Source organism: Actinocrispum wychmicini, from assembly GCF_004345645.1.
Classification (GTDB): Bacteria; Actinomycetota; Actinomycetes; order Mycobacteriales; family Pseudonocardiaceae; genus Kibdelosporangium; species Kibdelosporangium wychmicini.
Genome location: NZ_SLWS01000018.1, coordinates 1 through 23,164 on the forward strand (window position 1 = coordinate 1; position 23,164 = coordinate 23,164).

Here is a 23,164-nt window from a genome sequence, read left to right on the forward strand (position 1 = left end):
CAGTTCTACAAGGAGTCCCGCTGTCCTGTCGATCTTGAACTTCACCCGCCTTGCCCCACCAGCAAAATCACTAACTACGCGGCATTGTCTCGGGGCTGGGTCGCGCAGGCGGACCTCTTGACACGTGCGGTTGGGCTTCGCCCAGGTCGGTCGGGAGAGAGAACACGCCAGCCACACCCATGCGCTAGGCGCGCCACACCCAAGCGATGCGCTAGCGCGCCCGGCCACACTCATGGCCCCTAACGCGCCGGGCACGCACTCATGCCCCTATCGCGCCGGACGCGCACTCCGCCCGCGCTCGACCCGCACTCCGCCCGCGCTCGGCTTGTGCTTGGCGCGCACCCAACCAACACCCCGCCACACCCCACCCACACTCCATCACCCCCGCCTACGTCCCACCTAAACATCCCGCCCACACTCCACCGCATTCCTCCTAGCATCCCGCCACCCCACCTACATCCCACCCGCACTCCATCACCCCCACCTACATCCCACCTAACATCCCGCCCACGCTCCACCGCATTCCGCACCGCATTCCGCACCGCATTCCGCACCGCATTCCGCACCGCATTCCGCCTACGCTCCACCGCACCCACCTGCATCCCGCCGCACCCCACCTCCGTCCCGCCTACACTCCACCGCGCCCCACCTACCCTCCGAGCCCGCCCGCACTTCGCTCCTTGGGCCCGCCCGCACTTCGCTCCTTCGGCCTGCCCGCCCCTCGGTCCGTCGGCCTGTGCTTGGCGGGTTGCTTTCCGCTCGGTGCCAGGTGTGGCGGGGCGGTGGGCTTTGGGGCTGGGGCTGGGTCAGGAGACTGTTGAGGATGTGATTGCCGGTTTTTCCGTTGTTCCCAGGTAGAAGATTCCGGGGATGGTTTCGAAGCCGTCGCTCTTGTTTCGGCGGAGGGTGGAGGAGTCTATTGTCATTGTGCCGGTTCGGTTGTTGCTGACGTAGAAGGCCGCTCCGCCGCCTTCGTTGGCGTGGTTGTCCTCGACGATCGAGCCGGCTATGCGCACTGTGTATTGGTCGCCGTCGGTGTAGATGGCTCCGCCGCTGCCGCCGCCGGGAGTGCCGGGGCGGGCTGGGTTGGCGCCGCGGCCGGTTGCGTTGTTGTGGGTTATCAGGCAGTTCAGGACCGTGAAGGAGACGTGGAGGCCGCTGAGGGCTCCGCCGTTGGCGCATGAGCCGCCGTCGAAGGTGCTGCTGACCACGAAGATGGGGCTCTTTGTGGCTTGGTTGACGCGGAGGGCGGCGCCGCCGAGGTCGGGGCCGTTGGGGTCGCAGTGGTTGCGGAGGAAACGGGAGTTCACGACCTTCACTCTGCCGCCGCGGACATACACTGCCCCGCCGCCGTCGTCGCCGGCCGAGTTGCCGTCGGCGAAGGTCAGGTTCTGCAGGGTGAGGGACGCCGATGGGCTGTTCATGGTGAGAATTCGGCGTTTCCCGCCGCCGCTGAGGGTCACCCGGCCGCCGCCGTCCAGGACGGTGTTCGCCTTCACCTTCGCGGTGTCCGTCAGGGTGACGGTCACTGGGTTTGGGCCACACGAAAAGGTGATCACGCCGCCTGCGGTGACCGCGGTCAGTACTGCCTGTGACGTGCAGCTGGTTGGTGTGCCGTCGCCGACGACGTGGGTTGGTTTCGATGTGTCCTCCGCGCGCGCCTCCGGTGGCACCGCCGCTTTCCCAGCTGGGTTACCCGCCGGTTGGATCGGAGGTGGTGGCGGCGCGCTCGGGGGTGCCGAGGCCGATACGGACGTGGAAGACGACGAGGTGGTGACCGCCGCGGACGATGGGGGCGTTGTCTCCACCGAAACCGAAACCGAGGTGGCCGGAGCGGGGACCACGACTCCGGCTGTGGTGGTGGCGCAGCCGGCAACCATGGCGAGGAGGGCCGCGGCCGGGAGCAGACGCATGCCGGAGACCTAACCAAACCCGCCTCCCCCCGACAAGAACCAGGCCAAGATCTAGACTCGTTGGGTGACCGCCGCCCTGGACGTCCTGAACCGAGTTTTCGGCTACGACGAGTTCCGCGGATTTCAAGGCGAAGTCGTCGACCACGTGGTGACCGGCGGCGACGCGCTGGTCCTGATGCCGACCGGCGGCGGGAAGTCGCTGTGCTACCAGATCCCGGCGCTCGTCCGGGACGGCGTCGGGATCATCATCTCGCCGCTCATCGCGCTGATGCAGGACCAGGTCGACAGCTTGAACAGTTTGGGGGTCCGGGCCGGATTCCTGAACTCCACCCAGGATTTCGAGGAACGGCGGCTGGTGGAGGCCTGCTACCAGGCCGGCGAGCTGGACCTGCTGTACCTCGCGCCGGAACGGCTGCGTGTCCCGGCCACGCTGGACCTGCTGGACCGCGGCCGGATATCGCTGTTCGCGATCGACGAGGCACACTGTGTCTCCCAGTGGGGACACGACTTCCGGCCCGACTACCTGGGCCTTTCCGACCTGCACGAGCGGTGGCCGGACGTGCCGCGGATCGCGTTGACCGCGACCGCCACCCAGACCACCCGCACCGAGATCGCGGCCCGCCTGAAACTCACTGACGCCAAGCAGTTCGTGGCGAGTTTCGACCGGCCGAACATCCAGTACCGGATCGTGGGCAAGGCCGACCCGAAACAGCAACTGCTTGAGCTGCTGCGGACCGAGCACAAAGGGGACGCGGGAATCGTCTACTGCCTGTCCCGCGCGTCCGTGGAGAAGACCGCGGAGTTCCTGTCCGCCAACGGGATTCCTGCCGTGCCGTACCATGCCGGGCTGGAGAACCGGGTCCGCGCCGAGAACCAGGCGCGGTTCCTGCGCGAGGACGGCCTGGTCGTGGTGGCGACCATCGCGTTCGGGATGGGCATCGACAAGCCGGACGTCCGGTTCGTCGCGCACCTGGACCTGCCGAAGTCGGTCGAGGGCTACTACCAGGAGACCGGCCGCGCCGGCCGGGACGGCCTGCCGTCCACCGCGTGGCTGGCATACGGGCTGCAAGACGTTGTGCAGCAACGGAAGTTGATCGACACCTCGGACGGCGACGACGCACACCGGCGGCGTCAGAGCCAGCACCTGGACGCGATGTTGGCGTTGTGCGAGACCGTGTCGTGCCGCCGGACGCAGCTGCTGGCGTACTTCGACGAGGACGCGGAACCCTGCGGCAACTGCGACACATGCCTGTCACCGCCGGAGTCGTGGGACGGCACGATCGCGGCCCAGAAGCTGCTGTCCGCGGTGTTCCGGCTGCAACGGGAACGGCGGCAGAAGTTCGGCGCCGGCCAGATCATCGACATTCTGCTGGGACGCAAGACCGCCAAGGTCATCCAGCACGACCACGACACGTTGAAGGTGTTCGGGATCGGCGAGGAGCTGACCGAGGCCGGCTGGCGCGGCGTAGTGCGGCAACTGCTGGCCCAGGGGCTCCTCGCGGTGGAAGGCGACTACGGCACGCTCGTGCTGACAGACGCGAGCTCGGCCGTGCTGCGCCGGGAACGTGAGGTCCCGATGCGCCGCGAAACCGCCCCTGCCAAAGCGGCCAAACCCAAGAAGACCGCCGCCGCGGCCGTCGACATGCCCGCCGAGGCCATGCCGCTGTTCGAACAGCTGCGCTCGTGGCGGGCCGCGGTGGCCAAGGAGCAGGGCGTGCCCGCGTACGTGATCTTCCACGACGCGACACTGCGGGAGATCGCCACGCGTGTCCCGGCGTCCCTGGCCGAGCTGGGCAAGATCAGCGGCGTCGGCGAGGCCAAGCTGGCCAAGTACGGCCAGGGCGTGCTCGACACGCTCGGTGCCGAGGAGGTTCCCGTCGAGCCGTGAGCCCCGGCTGACCTGTGCGATCATCGGCCGGTGTTCTTCGGGATCCTGGGCGAGGTGGAGGTGCGGCGGGACGACGGGACCCCGGTCGCGCTCGGTGGCCCGAAGGTCCGCGCCCTGCTGACCCTGCTGCTGGCCGACGCGCCGCACGTGGTCACCACGGACCGGCTGATCGACGGCGTCTACGGCGACGAACCACCCGAAGGCGCCGCGAACGCCCTGCAGTCCCAGGTGTCCCGGCTGCGCCGGAGCTTGGACGCGGACGTGGTCGAACGGACCCCGCTCGGCTACCGGCTGGCGATCGACCCCCAGGACATCGACAGCAACCGGTTCGCCACGCTCCTGGACGCCGGCCGGCCCGGCGAGGCGCTCGCGTTGTGGCGCGGCACGTTGCCCCCTGAGCTGGGCGAGGCGCAGATATCCCGGTTGGCGGAGCTGCGGCTACGGGCGCTGGAGGAGGACATCGAGGCGTCGCTGGGCCTGTCGAGCGTGCCGAGACTGCGGGAGCTGATCACGGAGTATCCGCTGCGGGAACGGTTCCGCGGACAGCTGATGCGCGCCCTGGCCGCCGGCGGCCGGCAAGCCGAGGCTCTAACAGTGTTCGAGGACGCCCGGCGGACACTCGCGGACGAACTGGGCGCGGACCCGTCGACCGAACTCGCCGACACGCACGTGGCGATCCTGCGGAGCGAACCGGTCGCCACCAACCCCGTGCCGGCGCAGCTCACCAGCTTCGTCGGCCGCGACGCGGACCTCGAACGGGTCGCCGCGCTCCTCACGCAGCACCGGCTGGTCACCCTGACCGGACCAGGTGGCACCGGAAAAACACGGCTGGCCGTTGAAGTCACCAAAGCCGAACCAGATGTCTGCCTCGCCGAGTTCGCCAACACCACCGACGTGCCCCAGGCCGTCCTGGACGCCTTCGGCCTGCGTGCACAGGCCCGCGCCACGCAACCGCCGGCGCCGCCCGCGGACCGGCTGGTCGCCGCCCTCGCCGACCGCCACCTCCTGCTCGTGTTCGACAACTGCGAGCACGTGATCGACGCGGCCGCACGGCTCGCCGGGCAGTTGCTCGCCCGGCTGCCGCTGCTGCGCATCCTCGCCACCAGCCGGGAACCCCTTGGTATCACCGGGGAAGCGCTCTATCCCGTACCACGGTTGCCGGACAGCCCGGCCGAACGGCTGTTCCTGGACCGAGCCACGGCGGTACGCGGCGCGGAGGCGTTCGATCCGGACCAGGTGCGGCACATCTGCGCGGCGCTGGACGGCCTGCCGTTGGCCATCGAGCTGGCCGCGGCCCGAGCCCGCTCGCTGAGCCTTGACGACATCGCGGCCCGCCTGGACGACCGGTTCGGCTTGCTGTCCAAGGGAAGTCGAACGGCCGACGCCCGGCACCGGACACTGCGGGCGGTGGTCGAGTGGAGCTGGGACCTGCTCGACGAGACCGAGCAAGCGCTTGCTGCGCGGCTGACGGTGTTCGCCGGCGGCGCCCTGATGGCGGACGTCGAGCAGGTCACCGGCCGGCCGGCGGACCTGCTCACCGAACTGGTCGACAAGTCCCTGGTGGAGGTGGTCGGCGGCCGGTACCGGATGCTGGAGACGATCCGCGCGTTCTGCGCGGAGAAACTGGGCGACGCGACCGAGCCCACCCGCCGCGCGCACGCCGAGCACTTCCTCGCGTTCGCGTCCGAGGCCACCGCGAATCTTCTTGGCGCGGACCAACTCCAGTGGCTGGACCGGACCGAGGCCGAGCACGACAACCTGCACAGCGCGTTGCGCTGGGCGGTGACCGCGGACTCGACGTTGGCGTTGCGGTTGGTCGGCGCGATGTCCACGTACTGGTGGATGCGCGGCCGTCGTCTCGAAGGCGCGCAGCTGTGCCTCGACCTGGCGTTGCGACTGGGCCCGCAGGCGCCCGACGGGCAGGCCGAGGAGTACGCGTTGTGCCTGGTGAACGCCATCTCCGCCGAGGGCCACGAGCCGCTGCGGGCGCACCTGAAGACCTTGCGGGACTGGGGCGAGAACCGGACCGCTCCCCCGTCGTACCCGTTCGTCACGATCGTGGTCGCCCCCACGGTCGGCCCGCCGACGGACGGCCGGGCCCCGGCGATCATCGGGTCGGACCCGTGGAGCCGGGCCCTCGAGCCGCTGGGCCGGTCGTTCCAGGAGGTCTTCGCGGGCGACGTGATGACCGGGCAGCAGAGCCTGACCGACGCGTTGGCCCGGTTCGAGGCGCTCGGCGAACGTTGGGGCGCGATGCAGAGCCTGACGGAGCTCGCGGTGATCGTGAGCTGGAAAGGCGAGCACGACCGGGCCATCGCCATGCTCGACAGGGCCATGCGCCTGGTCCGTGAACTCGGCTCCACCGAGGAACTCTGCGAGATGACCGTACGCAGGGCCGACTGCCGATTCCGAGCCGGCGACACGGCCGGCGCGCGGGGCGACTACGAGCGCGCGGAGGCCCTGGCCAACCGGCTGGCCACGCCCGGCCTGCTGGTGGGCGCCCATGTCGGGCTGGCCACGATCGCCCGGCGCGCGGGCGATCTCGCTGAGGCACGGCGCTTGTGCCGGCTCGCGTTGGAAGAGTGCGGCTCCGGCGGGTTCGGCCCGGACTGGGCCCGTTGGCAGGTACAGGTCGCCCTGGGCTGGCTCGCGTGCGCCGAGGGGAACCTCGAAGAGGCCACCGACTGGCTGAAACAGGCCCTCAACGGATCCGTCCGCCTGGGCAACAACGTCCAACGAGCCGCGGCGACCGCGGCCATGGCCAACGTCGCCCTGCTCGAAGGCGACCCGACACAGGCAGCACGTCTGCTCGGCACCGCGACCCGCCTGCGCGGTCTCGCGATAGCGGGCGACGCGGACGTGGCCGCGGTGTCCGCCGAGGCGACCCGGCTGATCGGCCCGGCCGCCTTCGGCGCCGCCTACCGCGCGGGCCTGAGCGACTGAGCACCCACGTGGATACTCGGGTGGCCGGAGCGCCGCCAGTTGTCCCGGCCACCCGAGTGCCTGCGGGCGGCGACCGTCACGACTTTGTTTAAGGTCTAAAATCAAGCATCGCGGCCCCGCTGTCAACCCCCGCCAGCCGTTACGGGGCGATCTTGAGGACCCAGGCGTACTGGCCGGCCGACTTGGCCGCTTCGGGGACCTGGATGGTGAGTTTGCCGTTCTGTTGGGTCCACTTCAGGTCGGGGCCCTGGTAGCCGAGCACGGTGACCCGGTCGCCCGGTCGGATCGGCACCGGCGCGTCCACCACGATCTGGTCGCCGGGACGCTCCAGGGACGTGATGTAGAACGCCTCGTTTGGCTTCACCGAGAACCGCAGTGCGCCCTGCCCGGCCATCCGGGACCAGTACGTCGTCCCGTAGACGGACTCGCCGTTGGCCTTCAGCCAGTCGCCGGTCTCGGTCAGCCGGGTCCGCATGATCTCGGGGATCGTGCCGTCCGCGCGCGGGCCGATGTCGAGCAGGAAGTTCCCGTTCTTGCTGGTGATGTCGACGAGGGTGTCGACCACCTGGTCGGCCGTCATGTACATGCTGTCTGGGGTGGCCTTGTTGTAGCCGTACGAACGTGGGTCGAGGCCTCGGCTGGCTTCCCATTTCTGCACGACCGTGTCCGGATACGTGGTGTACTCCGGAGTCGTGTAGTCGTGGGTGGGGATTCCGCAGCGGTCGTCGACCGTCACGTCCTTGGGGTTGGGCCGGTTCTTGGCGCGGTTGAAGTAGTCCGCCATGACCGTGCGGCTGTCGTTGGCGCCGCCGATGTCGCACCAGATCACGTCCGGGTCGTACTGGTTCACGATCTCGTGCATCTGCGGCGCCTGGTAGTCGTGCACGAAGTCACGGCCGGCCTGGTAGCCGGTGTACGGCTCGGCCGCGCCCGTGTACGGGTTCTTCGGCGCGTGCCCCATCCACGGGCTGTCCGGGTTGTACCACTCCGGCATCGAGAAGTAGAGGCCGTTGCGCAGGTCCGGGGTGTACTTGCGGGACGCGTCGAACAGCTCCTTCACCAGGTCGCGGTGTGGGCCGAGGTCCACCGAGTCCCGACCGGACACCTTGGAGTCGAACAACGCGAAGCCCTCGTGGTGTTTGGACGTGAGCACGTAGTACTTCGCGCCGGCCGCCTGGAAGAGCCGCACCCACGCCTTGGGGTCGAACTTGGCCGCGGTGAACTGCGGGATGAAGTCGTCGTACTTGAAGTCCTTGCCGTAGGTCTGCGCGTGGTAGCCGTACACGGCGTTGTTCGGGTCCTCCATCCAGCGCCAGTACCATTCGGCGTACTGCACGCCCGGCGGCGACCAGGCCGGCACGGAGTAGACACCCCAGTGGACGAAGATGCCGAACTTGGCGTCGTCGAACCAGTACGGCGACTCGTGGGTGCCCAGTGAGGCGTCCGTGGCCTGGTAGTCGACCACCCCGAGGGTGAACCGGACCGGCTGGCTGGCGCGCAGCCGTCTCCCTTGCGCCACAACCTGTCCGTTCACGATCGTGTCGACAGGGGCGCCGGCGCGGACGATCCCGATCCGGACCCGCGCCTCTTCGCCGGGCGCGAGCCGGCGGATGGCCGCGGGTTGTACTGTCCGGGCGCCGAACACGTCCGCGGACACCGACACCGCGTCCTGTTCGGTGATCCACGTGTCGCCCAGGTTCGTGACCGTCGCCTCGATGGCCTGCTGGTTGCCGGACAACAACTTCGTGGTCGACCGAGCGTTGCGAACGGACAGTGCCCTGCCCTTGGCCGCGGCCTGGACTGTCATCGCGAACACGTGCAGGCTGGTCTGCCCGGCCTGGGCGGGTTGGGTGACCGGCAGGGTGACCGAGACGGCCTCCCGGCCGGCGTCCAGCCAGATCTGGGCCGCGGCGATGGCGACCGGGTGCTGGTCGGTGCCGTTGTTCGGGGCGTACCGGTAGGACGCTGAGATGGGACCGGACGAGTTGTACCAGTCCGGCCCGGCGAGGGACGCGGTCGTCGTGCCGCCATCGGCGTAGTGGACGGTCGCGGTGCCGGACGCCATGCCGTAGCTGCCGGCCACGAGGAAGTGGCCCGCGTGGTACTTGCCGCGCGGGATGTCGAGGGTCTGGCCCATGGCGACGATGTTGTTCTTCACGCCCTTCGCCGCCGACGGGAAGGTGAACGGGACGCCGTCGACCGTGATCCCGCCGGTGGGCAGGGCTTCGGCGGGGTACGTGTAGCCGGAGCCGTCGAAGTTCCCGTCCCGGGCGGACGCCGAGTCGATACCGTTGTTGTCGAAGTACTGGGTCAGCGACACGGTCACCGGGGTCGGCGCGGCCGCGGTGACGAACGGTTCGTCGGCGAGCGCCGGCCCGGTCCCCGCGACGAGGGCGGACAAGGCTACGGCGGCGGTCAGACGTCTGGGTCGTGTCTGCACTGGCACGCTCCCTCAAGTACCGGAAGCCGCCGCAACCATCCGATGTTTCTGTCCAAAAACAGCGACAGAGTACCTCGGAGTGCCACGATGCGGCGGGCTACCCGTGATTCATCCGATGACTTTGATGCTGGGGGCAGACGGGCCAGCCGTCAAGACTCCAACCGTCGGCTTTTGGCAGTCAGCCCGATGTCCAGCAGGTCGCCGACGTAGGCCCGCAGCGCGTCCGGCGAGTCCGTGTTCAGCGTGCCCGGTGTGGTGATCAGCGACAGCACCAGGCGGCTGCACCACTCGATCACCACACGCGGGTTGACGTCCGGGAAGTCGCCGTCCGCGATGGCCTGCTTGACGTACGGCTCGACGAACGCGACACCCTGCTCGATGATCGGCCCGGCGTACACGGTCAGCCACGGCACGATCGACTCTGGACTCTCCCGCAGCCCCTTCTGCAGCAACGCGTGCCGGCGGGCGTATCCGACGACGAAGACGATCGTCTCGACGAAGTTGTCCCGCAACGAACCGCGCTGGTGCAGCACCGGCTTGGCCGCCGCGTGCATCCGCGCGATGTCGCGGTACAGCAGGGCTTGGACGATCGCGTCCTGGTCGCCGATGTGCTTGTAGACAGTCGGCCGGGAGACCCCGGCCCGCTGGGCGATCCGCGCGTGCAGCCGGGCGCCGACGCCGGCTTCGAGGATGCACTGTTCGGCGGCGGCCAGGATCCGGTCCCTGATGACCGTCGCGCCGCCCGTCATGCCGGGGAGTTTACAACGTGGGTGAAAACGTCAACGGATGCTGTTGACCACGCCCCGTATCCGGGTTTACGTTTCAGGTGACTCCGTAAAGGGGGGTGCCATGACGGACATCGAGCGGGAACTGACAGCCGAACGGCTGCTCAACGGCTCGGTCCGGCGCTCGTACGACTCGTCGGTGGACATCGACTGGGACGCGCCGCTGGTGCCGGGCAAGTACTTCCTGCCGCCGGAGATCTCCCCGCTGTACGGCACGCCCATGTGGAACGCCCTCACCCCGACGCAGCGGATCGAACTGTCCCGCCAGGAGCTGGCGAACCTGCTGAGCGTCGGCCACTGGTTCGAGAACATCCTCAACCAGGCGCTGCTGCGGATGATCTTCGCCGCCGACCCGACGTCGAAGTACACCCACTACGCGCTGACCGAGATCGGCGACGAGTGCCGGCACATGCTGATGTTCGGCCGGCTGATCGAGAAGATCGGCGCCCGGCCGTTCCGCCAGCACCCGGTGCAGCTGGCATTCACCAAGCTCGCCCCGCTGCGCATGCACGGCCTGCAGCTGTGGGTGTGGGCGCTGATCGGCGAGGAGATCTTCGACGTCTGGCAGCGCCGGATGATGGACGAGGACGGCCTGCAGCCGGTCGTCCGCCGGATGATGCGGATCCACGTGGTCGAGGAGGCCCGGCACATCCAGTGGGCACGCGACGGCGTCGCCCGTCGGATGCGGCACGCCTCGCGGCTGGAGCGGGAGCTCGTCGGGCGCGCGATCGGCATCGGCGGCCCGTTCATGCGCGACCAGCTCGTCCATCCGGGCATCTACCGGCGGGCGGGCCTGGACGGCGACGAGGCGTACCGGCAGGCGATGGCGAACCCGCACCACAAACGGGTCAAAGTGGAGGGTTTCGACCGGCTGCGCCGCTTCCTGGAGGACCAGGACGTGTTCCGCGGCAAGGCAAGGGAACGTTGGCGCGCGGCGGGATTCATCGAATGAGGTATGCCGCATGAGATACGACGTGGTCGTGATCGGCGCGGGCTTCGCCGGCCTGTGCATGGCGGTGAAACTCAAAGAGGCGGGGCTGCACGACTTCGTGGTGCTGGAGAAGGCCGGCCGGGTCGGCGGGACCTGGCGCGACAACACGTATCCCGGCGCCGGCTGTGACGTGATGTCGCTGATGTACTCGTTCTCGTTCGCGCCCAACCGGTCGTGGACGCGGCTGTACGCGGGCCAGCGGGAGATCCTGGACTACGTCGACCGGATCGTCGCCGACAACGAGCTGGCGCCGTACATCCGGTTGAACACCGAGGCGGTCGGCTTCACGTTCGACGAGGCGACCGACCACTGGACCATCCGGACCGGCTCGGGCGAGGAGATCACCGCTCGGATGGTGGTCGTCGGGCAGGGTCCGTTGCACCACCCGAAGATCCCGGACATCCCCGGGCTGGCCGAGTTCACCGGCCCGATGTTCCACTCGGCCCGCTGGGACCACTCGTTCGACGTGACGGGCAAACGGATCGCGGTGATCGGCAGCGGCGCCAGCGCGATCCAGTTCGTTCCGAAGATCGCCGGTTCCGCCGGCAACGTCACGGTGTTCCAACGAAGTCCACAGTGGATCATCCCGAAGCCGGACCGTCGGCTGTCCACCTTGGAGCGTGGCCTGTTCCGGTTCGTGCCTGGCGTGCAACGGGCCTACCGGTACGGCGTCTACTGGTTCCTGGAGTCCACCACACCGGGCTTCCTCAACCCGCGGTACATGAAGGCGCTCCAGGCGCTCGCCCGTGGCCACCTCACCCGCCAGGTGCGCGACCCGTCGCTGCGCGCGAAGCTCACGCCGGACTATGTCGTCGGCTGCAAGCGGGTCCTGGTGTCCAGCGACTACTACCCCACGCTGGCCAGGGCCAATGTGGACCTGGTGACCTCGCCGATCACGGCCGTCTCGGCAGATGCCGTGGTCACCGCGGACGGCACCCGCCACGAGGTCGACGCGATCGTCTTCGCGACCGGCTTCCACGTCACCGACATCGTGTCCAAGATGGACATCACCGGGCCGGGTGGGCTGACCCTGCGGGCGGCATGGCGGGACGGGATGACGGCGTACCTCGGCGTGGCCGTCGCCGGCTTCCCGAACCTCTTCATGTTGATGGGGCCCAATTCCGGCGGCGGCAACCAGTCCATCATCTTCATGATCGAGGCCCAGGTCCGGTACGTGATGCGCTGCCTGCGGCTGATGGGCCGGTCGGACGCCGGCCGGATCGCGGTGAAACCACACGTCCAGGACCGCTTCAACCGCTGGGTGCACCGCCGCCTGCGCGGGTCGGTGTGGAACGCGGGCGGCTGCACGAGCTGGTACCTGGACGAGACCGGTGTGAACCGGGCGGCGTGGCCGGGATCCAGCGCGTCCTACTGGTGGCGGACGCGCGCGCCCAAGGAACACCACTACGTGCTGACCCCGTTGGCGGGCGAACTCGACGAGACCCACCGCGGCCCGGCGTTCCTCGGCACCGACGGCTCGGAGATCGCGGTGGACGTCCACCTCACCGGCCACATGCAACCCATCGACGGCAGCTACCAGTGGTACGGCCGGATCGCTGTGAACCCGGCGGTCACCGCGCTGCACCAGGCCGGCCGCAACGACGTGACCGTCCGTCTGCCCGGCGGCGTGGCCACCCGCGCCCGACTGACCGAAGTGGACCCCTGGGGGAACGTCCGGGTCACCGGGACCGGTCGGCCGCCGTTCCCCGAGCAGTGATCCAGGCGCTGATGGCGGTGATCGTGCGGGCTTGGAGGTCGGCCGGCGCGGCGGACGCCTCGATCGAGTGCCGGGCGATCGCGGCCAGCTCGGTGTCGTCGAGACCGATGGCGTCCCGGGCGATCACGTACTGGTCCGTGACGCCCGCGCCGAACAGCAGCGGGTCGTCGGAGCCGAGCGTGACCGGGACACCGGCGTCGAGCAGCTCCCTGAGCGGCAGTTCGTGGAAGTCAAGGACGCCCAGGGGCGGGTAGGACGTGGGGCAGACCTCCAACGCCACACCGCGGTCGGCGAGGAACGCCACGGTTTCCTTGTCGCGCATGGCCGTGATCCCATGACCGATGCGGTTCGCGCCGAGCTTCTCCACGCATTCCCTGACGTGCCAAGGGCCTTCGTAGAAGCCACCGTGCGGCACTCGCAGCTTGTCCGCCGCGATCCTGGCCGCGTCAACGAAATCGTCGACCTTGCCGCGGCGTTCGTCGTTGGACAGCCCGAAACCCACGACATCCGCGTAGTTATTGGCCAGCAAGGCGAGTTGCGACGCGTGCTCGCCCGAGCGGGCCCAACTGGAGGCGATGATCAGGCCGCAGGGCGCTGCTCGCATCCCGTCCAGCGCGGCTTCGACGACCGGTTCGAACCCGCCCAGCAGGGGCGCGTACGACGTCGGGTCGAGCTGGATCTCCAGCCACGCGCAGCCGTCGGCGACGTTGTCCTCGATCGCTTCGGTGACAACCCTTCGCAAGTCCTCGGTGGTTCTGATGGCTTCTCGCGCGGCGTCGTACCGGGTCTGGAACTCCTCCCACGCGCGCGCTCCCGGCGGGATCGGCGACGGCACGGTCAACCCGTACCGGTCAGCCAGTTCGGCCAACGTGCCCGGCCGCATCGCACCCGTGAGGTGGAGGTGCAGATTCGCTTTGGGCAGTGTCCGGAGATCGCTCATGGGCGAAACCTATCGGCCGCGCTCCCCAGACACTCAGCGTGATCGCTCCCCGCTCAGGAATCACCCGTTTGTGACGGGCTATTTGCCCCACGCAAAGGATAGGTTCAGAGGCGTAGCGATAGGTAGCGCTCAGGAAAGAGGTGTAGTTCGTGTCCCAACGGTCCAAACGCGCCCGGCGGCTGGCCACCCTGCTGTCCACCGCCAGCCGGGTGCACGTGGAACTCCGCTATCGCCGCGAAACCGGTGCCTACCAAGTGATCTGGACGGCCGGTCCGACCCCGGCGGCGATGTACGACCTCGCCGCCCGGCACGCGACCGAAGCACACCCCCTGGACGTCGACGACCTCGCGTGGGAAAGGCGGGCATCATGACTCTGACCGGCGACAAGGCCCCTGTGCCAGCAGTTCCGCGGAACGCGTGGGCGGTGAGCGTCGAAGACCCACCGGTCCTGCACACCGTGCCGTTCCCCGACCGCACCGACCGGACCGCCCGCCTCGCCCTGTGCGGCACCCAGGCCGTTCCCGTCCGAATCGTCGACGGGCTCGTGGATCTCTGCGCCGACTGCCGTGAACATCTGCGAATCATGCACGAACGCGCACGCAAAGAACTGTCACACGCGTCGTAGCTGGGCAGATCGCGTTGTCATCCAACAATCAATTTTGCTGTCCACCGAACAGCATCCCGCAAATATACGGGAACGATTGTTGTTGCCCGATTACCCCTTCCGATCACCAACACTTCTTGGATACGCTAATTCGTGTCAAATATGACACAACAACAGGGGTGACAACAGGATGCCGCTGCGACCCGATGAGGGTTACTCTGAGCCGCCACAGCCCGCGTCACCGACTCCACCGCCACCACCCGTTCGGTCGATCCCACTCGGCACCACACCGGGCCTCACGGAGATCCATCCGGAACAGGTGGAAGCAGCGGCCAAACTCTTCGAAGACTCGGCAGACGCCGTGAACGACCTTATCCGCGGCGGTCGGGAACATCTCCGCATGCAGCCGATGGCCGACGACGACGTCAGTAAGCGAGCCGCCCGGTCGTTCACCGACGCCGGAGTGGAAGGACCCGAGTCGCACGTAGCCGCGTTGACGGGTTATCAGAAGTGGCTGCTCCTGATCGCCTTCAATATCCGGGCCAGCGCCGCACAATACTGGCGCACCGACAACGACACAGCCCGCACAGCCCACGTGAGCGGATTGGGCGGGCTCGCACGTGACTGACCGGCGTCTCGGAGAGGCTGTTGGTGTGGTCGCTTTGGTCCTACTCGGAGTCGCGGCGTGCGATGTGAGTACCCCCGGCATCGCCCAGACGGGATCATCGGTATCCCAGTCCACATCGCCCACACCGACCCAAAGCACGACTCACCAACCGTCACCAAGGCCCCGACCGGTGAGAATGGACGGTTTGAATCCCTGCGAGCTGTTGTCTCAGCAACAACTGCGACAGTTCGCGATCGACTCACCTGCTCGACCTGGGCGAAGCACCGCGTACAAGGCACCGACCTGTGACTATTCCTCCCACGCGACCATGACCGGTGTGCGCGTGACACCTGTTCCCGCCATGGGAATCGATCTGTTCGCACCCGGCCGGACCCAGGGGGACGTCGAACCGCGAACTGTTCAGGGTTTTCCAGCCTTCCAGGACCACATCAACGGTTCCCCGGTCGGAAACGACTTCTGCAACGTGACTGTCGATGTGGCCGACGGTCAGGTGCTGGACGTGGGTTTCTTCGAAGTGAGCATCGAGCGACCGTTGGGTTCGGAAGTAGTGTGCCAGAAGGCCAATGACGTGGCCAACGCGGCCATGACGACATTGTTGTCGCGGTAAGGGGAGTATGCGCGATGAGTTGGCTCAGCGACGCCATCGGCGGGCTCAACTGGATGGCTCTGTCGCATCAGCGGATGTACCACGATATCCACAGTGGACCCGGTGTGGACGGCGGGATGAGCACGATCGAGCACTACGACGGCGCCGACAGCGCCCTCCAGGGTGTTCAGGCTCGGATCGCCAAGGGCATCCAGGACCTGTCCGCCAACTGGTCCGGGGCGGCGGCGGACAGTGCGGCGGCGCTCACCAAAGCGTCCGCTGACTGGGCGAACACCGCGGCGGTCGCTACGATCACGGCAAGGGCGCAGAGTCTGCACCAGGCGAACGCCTACCTCGACGCGCGGAACAAGATGCCCGAGCCGGTCAAAGTGCCCGACATCGTCCCCGACGGCGGGTTCCCCTCGCTGAAACTGCTCAGCGATGTCGCACAAGCACAGCAACGGGCCGACGCGGCGCATCAGGAAGCCGCGCGCGTCATGGCCGCCTATGACTCGTCCACCGCCGAACACGTCAACGCCATGCCGCAGTATCCGCCCGTGGCCACCATGGTCGTTTCGGAGGTCCTGCCGCCTGTCCCGCCGTCACCAGGCGGAGGTGGCGTCGGCGGTGTGCCTGGTGGGCCTGGTGGCGGCGGTTCGGTGTCGGGCGGATCCAGACCTGAAGCACACCCGAGACAAGAAGGAAACGGCCCAGGGCCGGCCCAGGGCGGGGTGCCAGTCGCGCCAAGCGGGCCGGGAGGCAGCGTCTTACCGAACGAGCACACCTCGCTCAACGACTTCCAGCGCATCGACGGACCCGGCGACGACGGCCCTGGACCGAACTACGGCGGGCCCAGGGCCGGCCGTGGCTGGTCCAGCGATGTCGAAGTACCTGGAACTGGACGAGGCGCCGGCGGCCTCAACGAGGAACCCGGCGGACCGGGCCAGGGCCTGCGGCAAGGACCCGGCGGACCGGGGCAGGGGCCAGGTGGACCGGGACGGGGTCTGGGCCAGGGACCGGGGCGGGGCATGGGGCAGGGGCCCGGTGAACCCGGGCGAGGCCTGCGGGAAGGGCCTGGTGGATCGGCGCAGGGACCCGGGCGAGGACCCGGCAGTGTGGGCGACATCGAATCCGTGCGTAGCGCGGGAGCGCGTGGTGCGGCGGGTGCCCGGGGCGCTGGTGGGGTGCCTGGGATGGCGCCGGGTGCGGGTAGGTCGGGCCAGGCGGAGGATGTGGAGCACCAACGCAAGTACGTCGTTCTCGACGACGAGATCCCGGGGGACGACAGCCCGCCGACCACGCCGCCGGTCATCGGCGAGCCGCCGTACTGAAGGTGGCCACGGTACGACTGTCCGCTTCGGCGTTTCGCGTGCTGACCGATCACCTGCGGGTCGCCGTCCCGGCGGTGATTCGGTTGCCGCCCGCGGGTTTTCGCCCGGAGGACCGGCGGGCCGAGCTGGACGACGCGATGACGGAGCTGCGTGGTCTGGTGGACGCGCGCGGTGACGTCGACGGGATCCTCGCGGGCCGGCTGCGGATACTCGACCAGGCGAAGTGGATCATCGATGTCGTCGCCCACGTCGACGGGCCGGCGAACGCCGTCCTCGCGGCCACCGACCGGCGCGCGGTCCAGGTCATCCAAAGTGGACAGTTGGTGACCGTGCGGCCGGCTCGGCCGACCGCGCTCGGCGACCAGGTGGTGCGGCTTCTCCCGGCTGTTTCGGCGGGGTACGGCCGTTCGGTCTCACTGCCGACCGAGGCTCTGCGGAAAGCCGCCGCTGAAGCCGGAACGGATCCCCGCAAGCTGGAAACGGCCCTGCAGCGGCACGGAATCGGCCGGGACAACGCGCACCTGATCGTGGTGATGAACCAGGATCCGCTGCACACCGCGCAGTTCGGTGTGACACTCACCGACGACAACGGCCGGCGGCACCGCGGCGAACACGTCATCGGGTGGTGGTGCAACGACTCCGGCGGCTACCTGATCGAGGAACACACGAGTACGTCAGGCGAGCCATGGACGACCATCTCCCCCACCGACGCCGCGCGGCTGGCGCGGCAGATCGACAGGTTGGTGAGCCGTCCCAGGCCCGCGAACGAGCCTGGGACGGCCTGACGGGTCACGTCACGCGACCGGCACCTGGCCTTCCGCGCAGGACGAGGGCGACAGCTCCGATGGCCAGCAGGAGCGCCACACCGGCGACTCCCACCGCCCACCAGACCAGCGGTGTCGTCGCACTGGGCGTCGGTACCGCCGCGGCGGCCCTGCTGGTCGCCGCGAGCGTCAGTACCGGGGCTGGGTGCTCCGGTTCCTCGGCCGTGGGCAGGTCGATCCAGCGGGACACCTCACCGTTGTCGTACGTCTGCACTGCCTTGAACACCAGTGTGTCCGTGTCGGGCAGCGGACCGGCGGAGATCCGGAACTCGTCGTACTCACCCGGTTTGATGCCCACCCCGGGGCCTGCCGTCCACTCGATCTCATTGATCGTCTGCGACGACGCGACCCCGTGACCGGCGTGTTGCGCGACCGGCTGGATCGGCGCGGTCGTGACCGTGTAGGTCCACCCGGCATGGGGCAGCACCCTTACGGACTCGACCAGGTGGTCGGCTGGAAAGGCCACCTTGAGTTTGACGGTGCTCGCGGTGGTGCTTTCCGTCGGAACCCGGAACGCGATCTCCGCGGAGGCACCCTGCACTGCCTCGTCGGAGTGCACGGTGACGTGCGCCGCGGCGGGCGGAGCACCTACCGCGAGCACCGCGACACCGGTCACCACCAGAAAAGCGATGCGGCGCATGGCGTCTCACCTTCCTTTACTGGATCGCGGCCAGTGCCGTCGTTCCGCCCGGGAGCACTCGGAGAACGCCCCACAGGCCGGCTTCGGTGAACGGCTGCCGGGCGTCGCCGTACAGGTAGTCGCCGCAGTACGGGCCGGCGCCACCGACGAGCTCGACATCCAGGGACTCAGCCGCGGTCAGCGACTTCGACGTCAACAGCTGGGACCGTTTGTCCGTCGTGCCGTTCCACAGGTTCGGGTCCTGCGGGAACATGTGCCCGCTGACGGTGAACGTGTGGAACTGGTCGGACGCGCCGATCCCGACCCGGAACACCACCGGGTCGCCCGCGAACGTCTCGAGCACGGGAGTGGCCGGCTCGCCGTACTTCGCTGAGCTGAACGCCTTGCCGTAGTCCGGGGACGTCCCGGACAGCCTGGTGGTCAGCGGTGCGCTGGTGTAGTTGATCTGGTTGTACCCGAGCGTCGCCACGGGTGGGTCACCGGGGAACTGGCTGTTCACCCCGGTACCCGCGACCACGTCCTGGTACGGGAAGATGCTCCGGGCGTACTGCTGGTCGGTCGTGCCCATGGTGAGCGCGAACTCCCGGAAGTTGCCCGACGACGCGCGGATGATCGCCTGGGTGGACGTGTTGGTCGCGGTCAACGGCCTACCGTCGAGGCTGTTGAACCAACTCGACCCGTTCGGCTCGACGACCACCAGGCCGTAGGCGCCATGGCGCATCGACGCCATGCTGCCCAGGTTCTGGAAGATCGCCGTGCCCAGGTTCTTGTCCGCGGTGAAGCGATACTGGATCGTCTGCCCGGCGGCCACCGTGGTGTCCGGGTTGAGGCCGACCGCACCGCCGCCTTGGGTCTGCGGGTTGTAAGGCAGCTTCCCGAGGTCGAACCCGGCTCTGGCACCGCCGTACTTCGACCCCGCCGCGATCTGGTTGCGGACCGTGACGCGCAGACAGTCGCCCTGGTTCGCCCGCAGTACCAACGGTTCCACGGCCTTGGCGCCGGACTTGATGGCGGACACGTCCGATGTGAGGGCGTAGACGATGCCGTCCTGGTCCGCGTTCGGAGCCGTGGGCAGCGCCTTGTTGAACACCGTCACGTCGTAGTCACGCGTCGGTGCGTTCACCGCGCAGGGACTGCCCGAATTGGACACCACGCCGGCCTGGCTGGCCGGTGGCGGGGTGCCGGAGTTCGGTCGGACGATCGGGAATCCCGTGCCGCTGGCCGGGGACGTGCGGTCGGGCAACGGCTTCAGGTCCGACTGCAGCCTGTCGTGCACCCGGAAGATGCCCCACGCCCCGGACTCGAAGGCGAAGTTGCGGGTGCTGTAGTACAGGTAGTCGCCGGGGAAGTGGCCCGGTCCGCCCGCGCCGCCGTCCAGAACGTAGTCGAACCGTTCGGAGATGCCGGTGGTGCTGGCGTCCATCAGCTCGGCGTCCGCGTTGAACCGTTCCTTGGCGAACCTGTGCCCTTGGAGGCGCAGGCCCTCGACGCGGTCGTTGACACCGATCGTCCGGATCACAACGGGGTCACCGGCGTACGCGCGCAACAACGGCGTGCCCGGATCACCGTACTTGGCCGACGAGAACACGTACGGGTCCACTGTGGTCACAGTGGCCGCGGCCGTGTTGTTGCCGTTCGGGTCCTGTGCGCTGCTTGTCGCGTTGCGACACAGGGTTCCGTTGAACTCCTGTCTCTGGTCGGTGGCCGAACTTCGTTCGCCGAGCGGTGCCGCTCTGAGGTTGATCGCGCCCTCTTCGCACTCCTGGCCGGCGTTGCGGTCCAGACGCCCGAGAGCCGGGTTGGCCAGCTCGGGCCGCCCTCGTCGACCGTTCCCGAGGAACACCATGTACTCGCGGAAGTCGCTGCTGACATTGGCGCCCACCGGCGAGGTGGTGTAGATGTCGGCCATCGTTCCACTTTGGATGAGCGCGCCGGTCTTCGGGTCGTGGTACGTCGACCCCTTCGGCTCGATGATGTGCGCGGCGAACAGGCCGTGACCCCAGGACTGGATGCCCTGGACGTGGTCGTGCCAGAACACCGTGCCACTGTCCACATCGGAGTACCAGCGGTACTGGACGTACTCGACCGACACCGGCTCGCTGGCGGCGTGCGACTGGCCGAGTGCGCTGTCCAGGGTCAGCGTGGTACCCGAGATCGCGGTGATCTTGCGGATCTCGATGTTCGCCCGCCCGGCACCCACCGCGACCGAGATGCCCGGACGCAGCCCCGCGGCACTCGACACGGTGATCTTGTTGCCGCTCACCGAACTGAGCGTGCTCGGCGTGCGCTGGTTGGCGTAGACCGACGTCTCGTAGTTGAACCCGGTGATGACGCCGTCCGAGCCTTGCGGGTCGAACTGCACGAAGTGCGTGTGCATGTTGACCTTCTGCTGGACGGCCGGGTTCAGCTCGCTGGAGAACGTGATGGCCACACAGTCACCGACGTTCGACCGGATCACCAGCGGGTCGGCGGCCTTCTGGCCGGACAGCACGGCGTTCTTGTCCTGGTTGAGGACGTAGATCTCGCCGTTCTGGTCGGTCTCCCGCTGGGTTTCCCTGATCGGCGTGCTGATCGCGGTGATGTTGTACGTCTTCACCGGCGCGTTCGCCGGGCACAGCCCGTCCGGTCTGGTGGGCGACGCCGTGTTGCCCAGATAGGGCGCGCCGGAGTGGCCGTTCGGCGCGAACGGTGGCCGGGCACCCAGATGTGGTTGCAGCATCGGGTACGCGGGTCTGCCGTTCAGCGGGTTGAACTTGATCGGATTTCGCTGCCCCGGCGTCGGCGACGCGTAGTTCACCCATGCCGCGGTGTCGTCCGGTTCGTTCAGGTACAGCGGGGATGCCGCGGTACCTCCCTTGGTCCAGTCCAGCACAGTCGCGTCGGTCTTGTCGGCCGGCACGCCCGGTGGCGGGATCTCGCTCTCCACCAGGTCCTCGAGCGCGACCTGGGTGGATGGGTTGGTGAGATTGGCCTTGGCCACCACCGTCTTGCCCTCGACGGTCTTGCCGATCAGACCCTGGGAGGTCACGGCGGTCGGCGGGGCGGTCCGGCCCGGAATCACGGCCAGGTCGCTCTGCCTGGTGTCGAAGACCCGCCAGATGCCCCACATCCCGGCGATGTAGTGATGCGCGATGTGGCAGTGGTACAGGAAGTCCCCTGGAGCCTGCTGGCAACCGCCCGCGCTGCACTCGTGTTGCAGCGTGTAGGACTCCGACGGGCCGACCGTCTGCGAGTCCAGGTTGATCGACTGCGGGTTGACCGGCGGGTTCTTCTGCAGGCCGGTCCCGAAGTTGCCGGGAGCCGCGGCCGGGTTCATCGGCCACCGGTCGCCGCCGCCGTGCAGGTGGTGCACGTGCAACTGCTCCCACCCGGCGTGCACCAACCGTGTCTTGGTCGGCTCACCCAGGTACGACCTGGGAATCGGCGTGGCCGGGTCACCGTTCATGTAGGAGCCGTAGATCAGCGACTCGCTCGCCGGCAGGGTCGTGTCGTCCGCGCCTTGGGTCTGCACAAGCAGTTCCTGGCGACGGAAGAACGGCTCGCTGCGGTAGTTCAGGGCACGCGAGCCGGGTCGGTAGCTCTCGGTGTCCGTACCGCAGTTGTTGACGCCGCCTTCGTCCCGCATGGGCAACGGTGAGCCGAGGCCGTCCGGGTCGTCGAAACAGTTCGTGTCGCCGCCGTCCTCACGGGCCGGTCGCCGCACGGCGAACTGCTCGTCGCCGATCTCGTGGTACATGATCACGAACTCACGGAAGGTCACGCCGCTGCCCGGCTTGATGATCGCCGAGAAGCTGTTGAACTTCGAGTCGTTCGTCCGGTCCGCGCCGGTTTCGGGGTCCAGCCAGGTGGATCCGGACGGCTCGGCCACCAGCGTGCCGAACAGGCCGTGCGCGGTCAGCTGGTTGGAGTCGCCGCCACTGTGGAACACGTGCGCGCCCTCGCCCAGCAACGGGTCGAGGTAGTACTGGTAGGTGTGCGTGCCACCTGGCGGAACCATCACACCTGTCGGGTTGTTGCCGACCGCCTGCCCACCGGCGGCCGGGTCGTAGGTCACGCCTGCCATGTCGACCGACACGGACGGCACGCCCCCGGGTTGCGTGGAGATGGGAACGTCCCCGAAACCGGGGCCGCCATGCGGGGGGTCGGTCAACTTGTTCGCCAGGTTGACCACCACGCACTCACCGAGCCGGCCACGCAGGACGAGCGGCTGGATCGGGTCCTGGCGCAGGCCGCTGGACACCTTGGCACCGCTGCCGTCCGAGCCGGCCGCGGCGTTGGCCTTCAACGCCGCTTCCTGCGCGCGGATCTCGGCGACCTTGTCCGTCAACGCGTACATGAATCCGAACGGATCGTGGTCGCCGAACCGGTTGATCGTGATGTCGAGGTTGATGGCCTGCACGTTGTACGTGCGTTTCGGTGCCGTCGCACAGCCGCCCGTGGCGTCCGTCCCGCCGGTGTCCGCCGCTGCCTGCGGCAGGGCGTTGACCTGCATCGTGGCCAGCAGCGTGACAGCGACCAGGGTCAGCAGCCGGGCGAACAGGCCACGTGCGGGCTGCCCGGCCGCGGGGAGGGCGAAACTCATCACCAGCAAGGTCGTGACCAGCACGACCGGCTGCGCGACGAGCACGCTGCTGCCCGTGGGGAAAAGCAACTCGAGGGGAACGAGCAACAAGGTCAGTGCCAGCGAGACGATCGCGGCGGTCACCAGTTTCGACGTGACCCCAAGGATCTGTCTGGCACGCGCTGCCAGCCACACCGCTGCGGCGGCGGCTGGCACCGTCATGATGGCGTCCCTCGCCACTGGGACCAAGTCCGACAGGGCGGTGACGTGCCTGAACAGCGTCACTGTGATGGCCAGCAATACTGTGAGCACGACACCGCGTTCTAATCCCCATGAGACGCTGGACCGGTCGTTTTCAGACCAGTGCATGACG

Annotated in this window: 17 protein-coding genes; 11 read left to right on the forward strand and 6 right to left on the reverse strand. The window is 68.4% G+C overall.

Annotated features, from left to right (window positions below):
• Positions 1-806: 806 nt before the first annotated feature.
• Entirely contained in the window at positions 807-1,424 is a 618-nt protein-coding gene (locus EV192_RS56560) for a hypothetical protein (protein ID WP_132125736.1), read from the reverse strand.
• Here EV192_RS56560 and EV192_RS56565 point away from each other — a divergent pair.
• From EV192_RS56565 to EV192_RS49295, 3 genes are read left to right on the forward strand one after another with little or no spacing between them, the layout of a single operon-like run.
• Positions 1,399-1,926 (forward strand): hypothetical protein, encoded by a 528-nt coding sequence (locus EV192_RS56565; RefSeq protein ID WP_132125737.1) that lies wholly within the window; start codon positions 1,399-1,401, stop codon positions 1,924-1,926. The two genes, EV192_RS56560 and EV192_RS56565, sit on opposite strands and share 26 nt — an antisense overlap.
• Positions 1,927-1,977: 51 nt before the next feature.
• On the forward strand, positions 1,978-3,801 hold the full coding sequence (recQ, locus tag EV192_RS49290; protein WP_132125738.1) for a DNA helicase RecQ: 1,824 nt from the start codon (positions 1,978-1,980) through the stop codon (positions 3,799-3,801).
• A gap of 30 nt (positions 3,802-3,831) precedes the next feature.
• On the forward strand, positions 3,832-6,744 hold the full coding sequence (locus EV192_RS49295) for an AfsR/SARP family transcriptional regulator (protein WP_132125739.1): 2,913 nt from the start codon (positions 3,832-3,834) through the stop codon (positions 6,742-6,744).
• 139 nt (positions 6,745-6,883) lie between these two features.
• Here EV192_RS49295 and EV192_RS49300 read toward each other — a convergent pair whose 3' ends face one another.
• Complete coding sequence (locus EV192_RS49300; protein ID WP_132125740.1) at positions 6,884-9,184, reverse strand: alpha-L-fucosidase; 2,301 nt, start codon at positions 9,182-9,184, stop codon at positions 6,884-6,886.
• Between the two features lie 149 nt (positions 9,185-9,333).
• A complete protein-coding gene (locus EV192_RS49305; protein WP_132125741.1) occupies positions 9,334-9,933 on the reverse strand; it encodes a TetR/AcrR family transcriptional regulator in 600 nt (199 codons plus the stop codon).
• Between the two features lie 100 nt (positions 9,934-10,033).
• Between EV192_RS49305 and EV192_RS49310 the strand changes: the two genes are divergently transcribed.
• Both EV192_RS49310 and EV192_RS49315 read left to right on the forward strand, forming a co-directional pair.
• Positions 10,034-10,921: an AurF N-oxygenase family protein gene (locus tag EV192_RS49310; RefSeq protein WP_132125742.1), complete on the forward strand. Its 888-nt coding sequence runs from the start codon at positions 10,034-10,036 to the stop codon at positions 10,919-10,921.
• Between the two features lie 10 nt (positions 10,922-10,931).
• Positions 10,932-12,677 carry a DUF4873 domain-containing protein gene (locus EV192_RS49315; protein ID WP_132125743.1) on the forward strand — a complete coding sequence of 582 codons (1,746 nt, stop codon included), beginning with the start codon at positions 10,932-10,934 and terminating at the stop codon, positions 12,675-12,677.
• Here EV192_RS49315 and add read toward each other — a convergent pair.
• The gene (gene add / locus EV192_RS49320) at positions 12,640-13,617 is read right to left on the reverse strand and encodes an adenosine deaminase (RefSeq protein ID WP_132125744.1); all 978 of its coding nucleotides are present in this window, start codon (positions 13,615-13,617) and stop codon (positions 12,640-12,642) included. The two genes, EV192_RS49315 and add, sit on opposite strands and share 38 nt — an antisense overlap.
• A 149-nt stretch (positions 13,618-13,766) precedes the next feature.
• Between add and EV192_RS49325 the strand changes: the two genes are divergently transcribed.
• From EV192_RS49325 to EV192_RS49350, 6 genes are all read left to right on the forward strand, one after another.
• Positions 13,767-13,988: a hypothetical protein gene (locus tag EV192_RS49325; RefSeq protein WP_132125745.1), complete on the forward strand. Its 222-nt coding sequence runs from the start codon at positions 13,767-13,769 to the stop codon at positions 13,986-13,988.
• A complete protein-coding gene (locus tag EV192_RS49330; protein WP_132125746.1) occupies positions 13,985-14,242 on the forward strand; it encodes a hypothetical protein in 258 nt (85 codons plus the stop codon). Before EV192_RS49325 ends, EV192_RS49330 begins: the two co-directional genes overlap by 4 nt.
• Positions 14,243-14,540: 298 nt before the next feature.
• Positions 14,541-14,849: a hypothetical protein gene (locus tag EV192_RS49335; protein WP_132125747.1), complete on the forward strand. Its 309-nt coding sequence runs from the start codon at positions 14,541-14,543 to the stop codon at positions 14,847-14,849.
• A 25-nt stretch (positions 14,850-14,874) separates the two neighbouring features.
• Positions 14,875-15,456 carry a DUF3558 domain-containing protein gene (locus tag EV192_RS49340; RefSeq protein WP_165961003.1) on the forward strand — a complete coding sequence of 194 codons (582 nt, stop codon included), beginning with the start codon at positions 14,875-14,877 and terminating at the stop codon, positions 15,454-15,456.
• A 14-nt stretch (positions 15,457-15,470) separates the two neighbouring features.
• The gene (locus tag EV192_RS49345) at positions 15,471-16,766 is read left to right on the forward strand and encodes a PPE domain-containing protein (RefSeq protein WP_132125749.1); all 1,296 of its coding nucleotides are present in this window, start codon (positions 15,471-15,473) and stop codon (positions 16,764-16,766) included.
• Between the two features lie 2 nt (positions 16,767-16,768).
• Positions 16,769-17,551 carry an ESX secretion-associated protein EspG gene (locus tag EV192_RS49350; RefSeq protein WP_165961004.1) on the forward strand — a complete coding sequence of 261 codons (783 nt, stop codon included), beginning with the start codon at positions 16,769-16,771 and terminating at the stop codon, positions 17,549-17,551.
• A 4-nt stretch (positions 17,552-17,555) separates the two neighbouring features.
• Here the strand turns inward: EV192_RS49350 and EV192_RS49355 are convergent, their stop codons facing one another.
• Both EV192_RS49355 and EV192_RS49360 read right to left on the reverse strand, forming a co-directional pair.
• The gene (locus EV192_RS49355; RefSeq protein ID WP_132125751.1) at positions 17,556-18,230 is read right to left on the reverse strand and encodes a YcnI family protein; all 675 of its coding nucleotides are present in this window, start codon (positions 18,228-18,230) and stop codon (positions 17,556-17,558) included.
• Positions 18,231-18,246: 16 nt separating this feature from the next.
• On the reverse strand, positions 18,247-23,160 hold the full coding sequence (locus EV192_RS49360) for a cupredoxin domain-containing protein (protein ID WP_132125752.1): 4,914 nt from the start codon (positions 23,158-23,160) through the stop codon (positions 18,247-18,249).
• Positions 23,161-23,164: the final 4 nt, after the last annotated feature.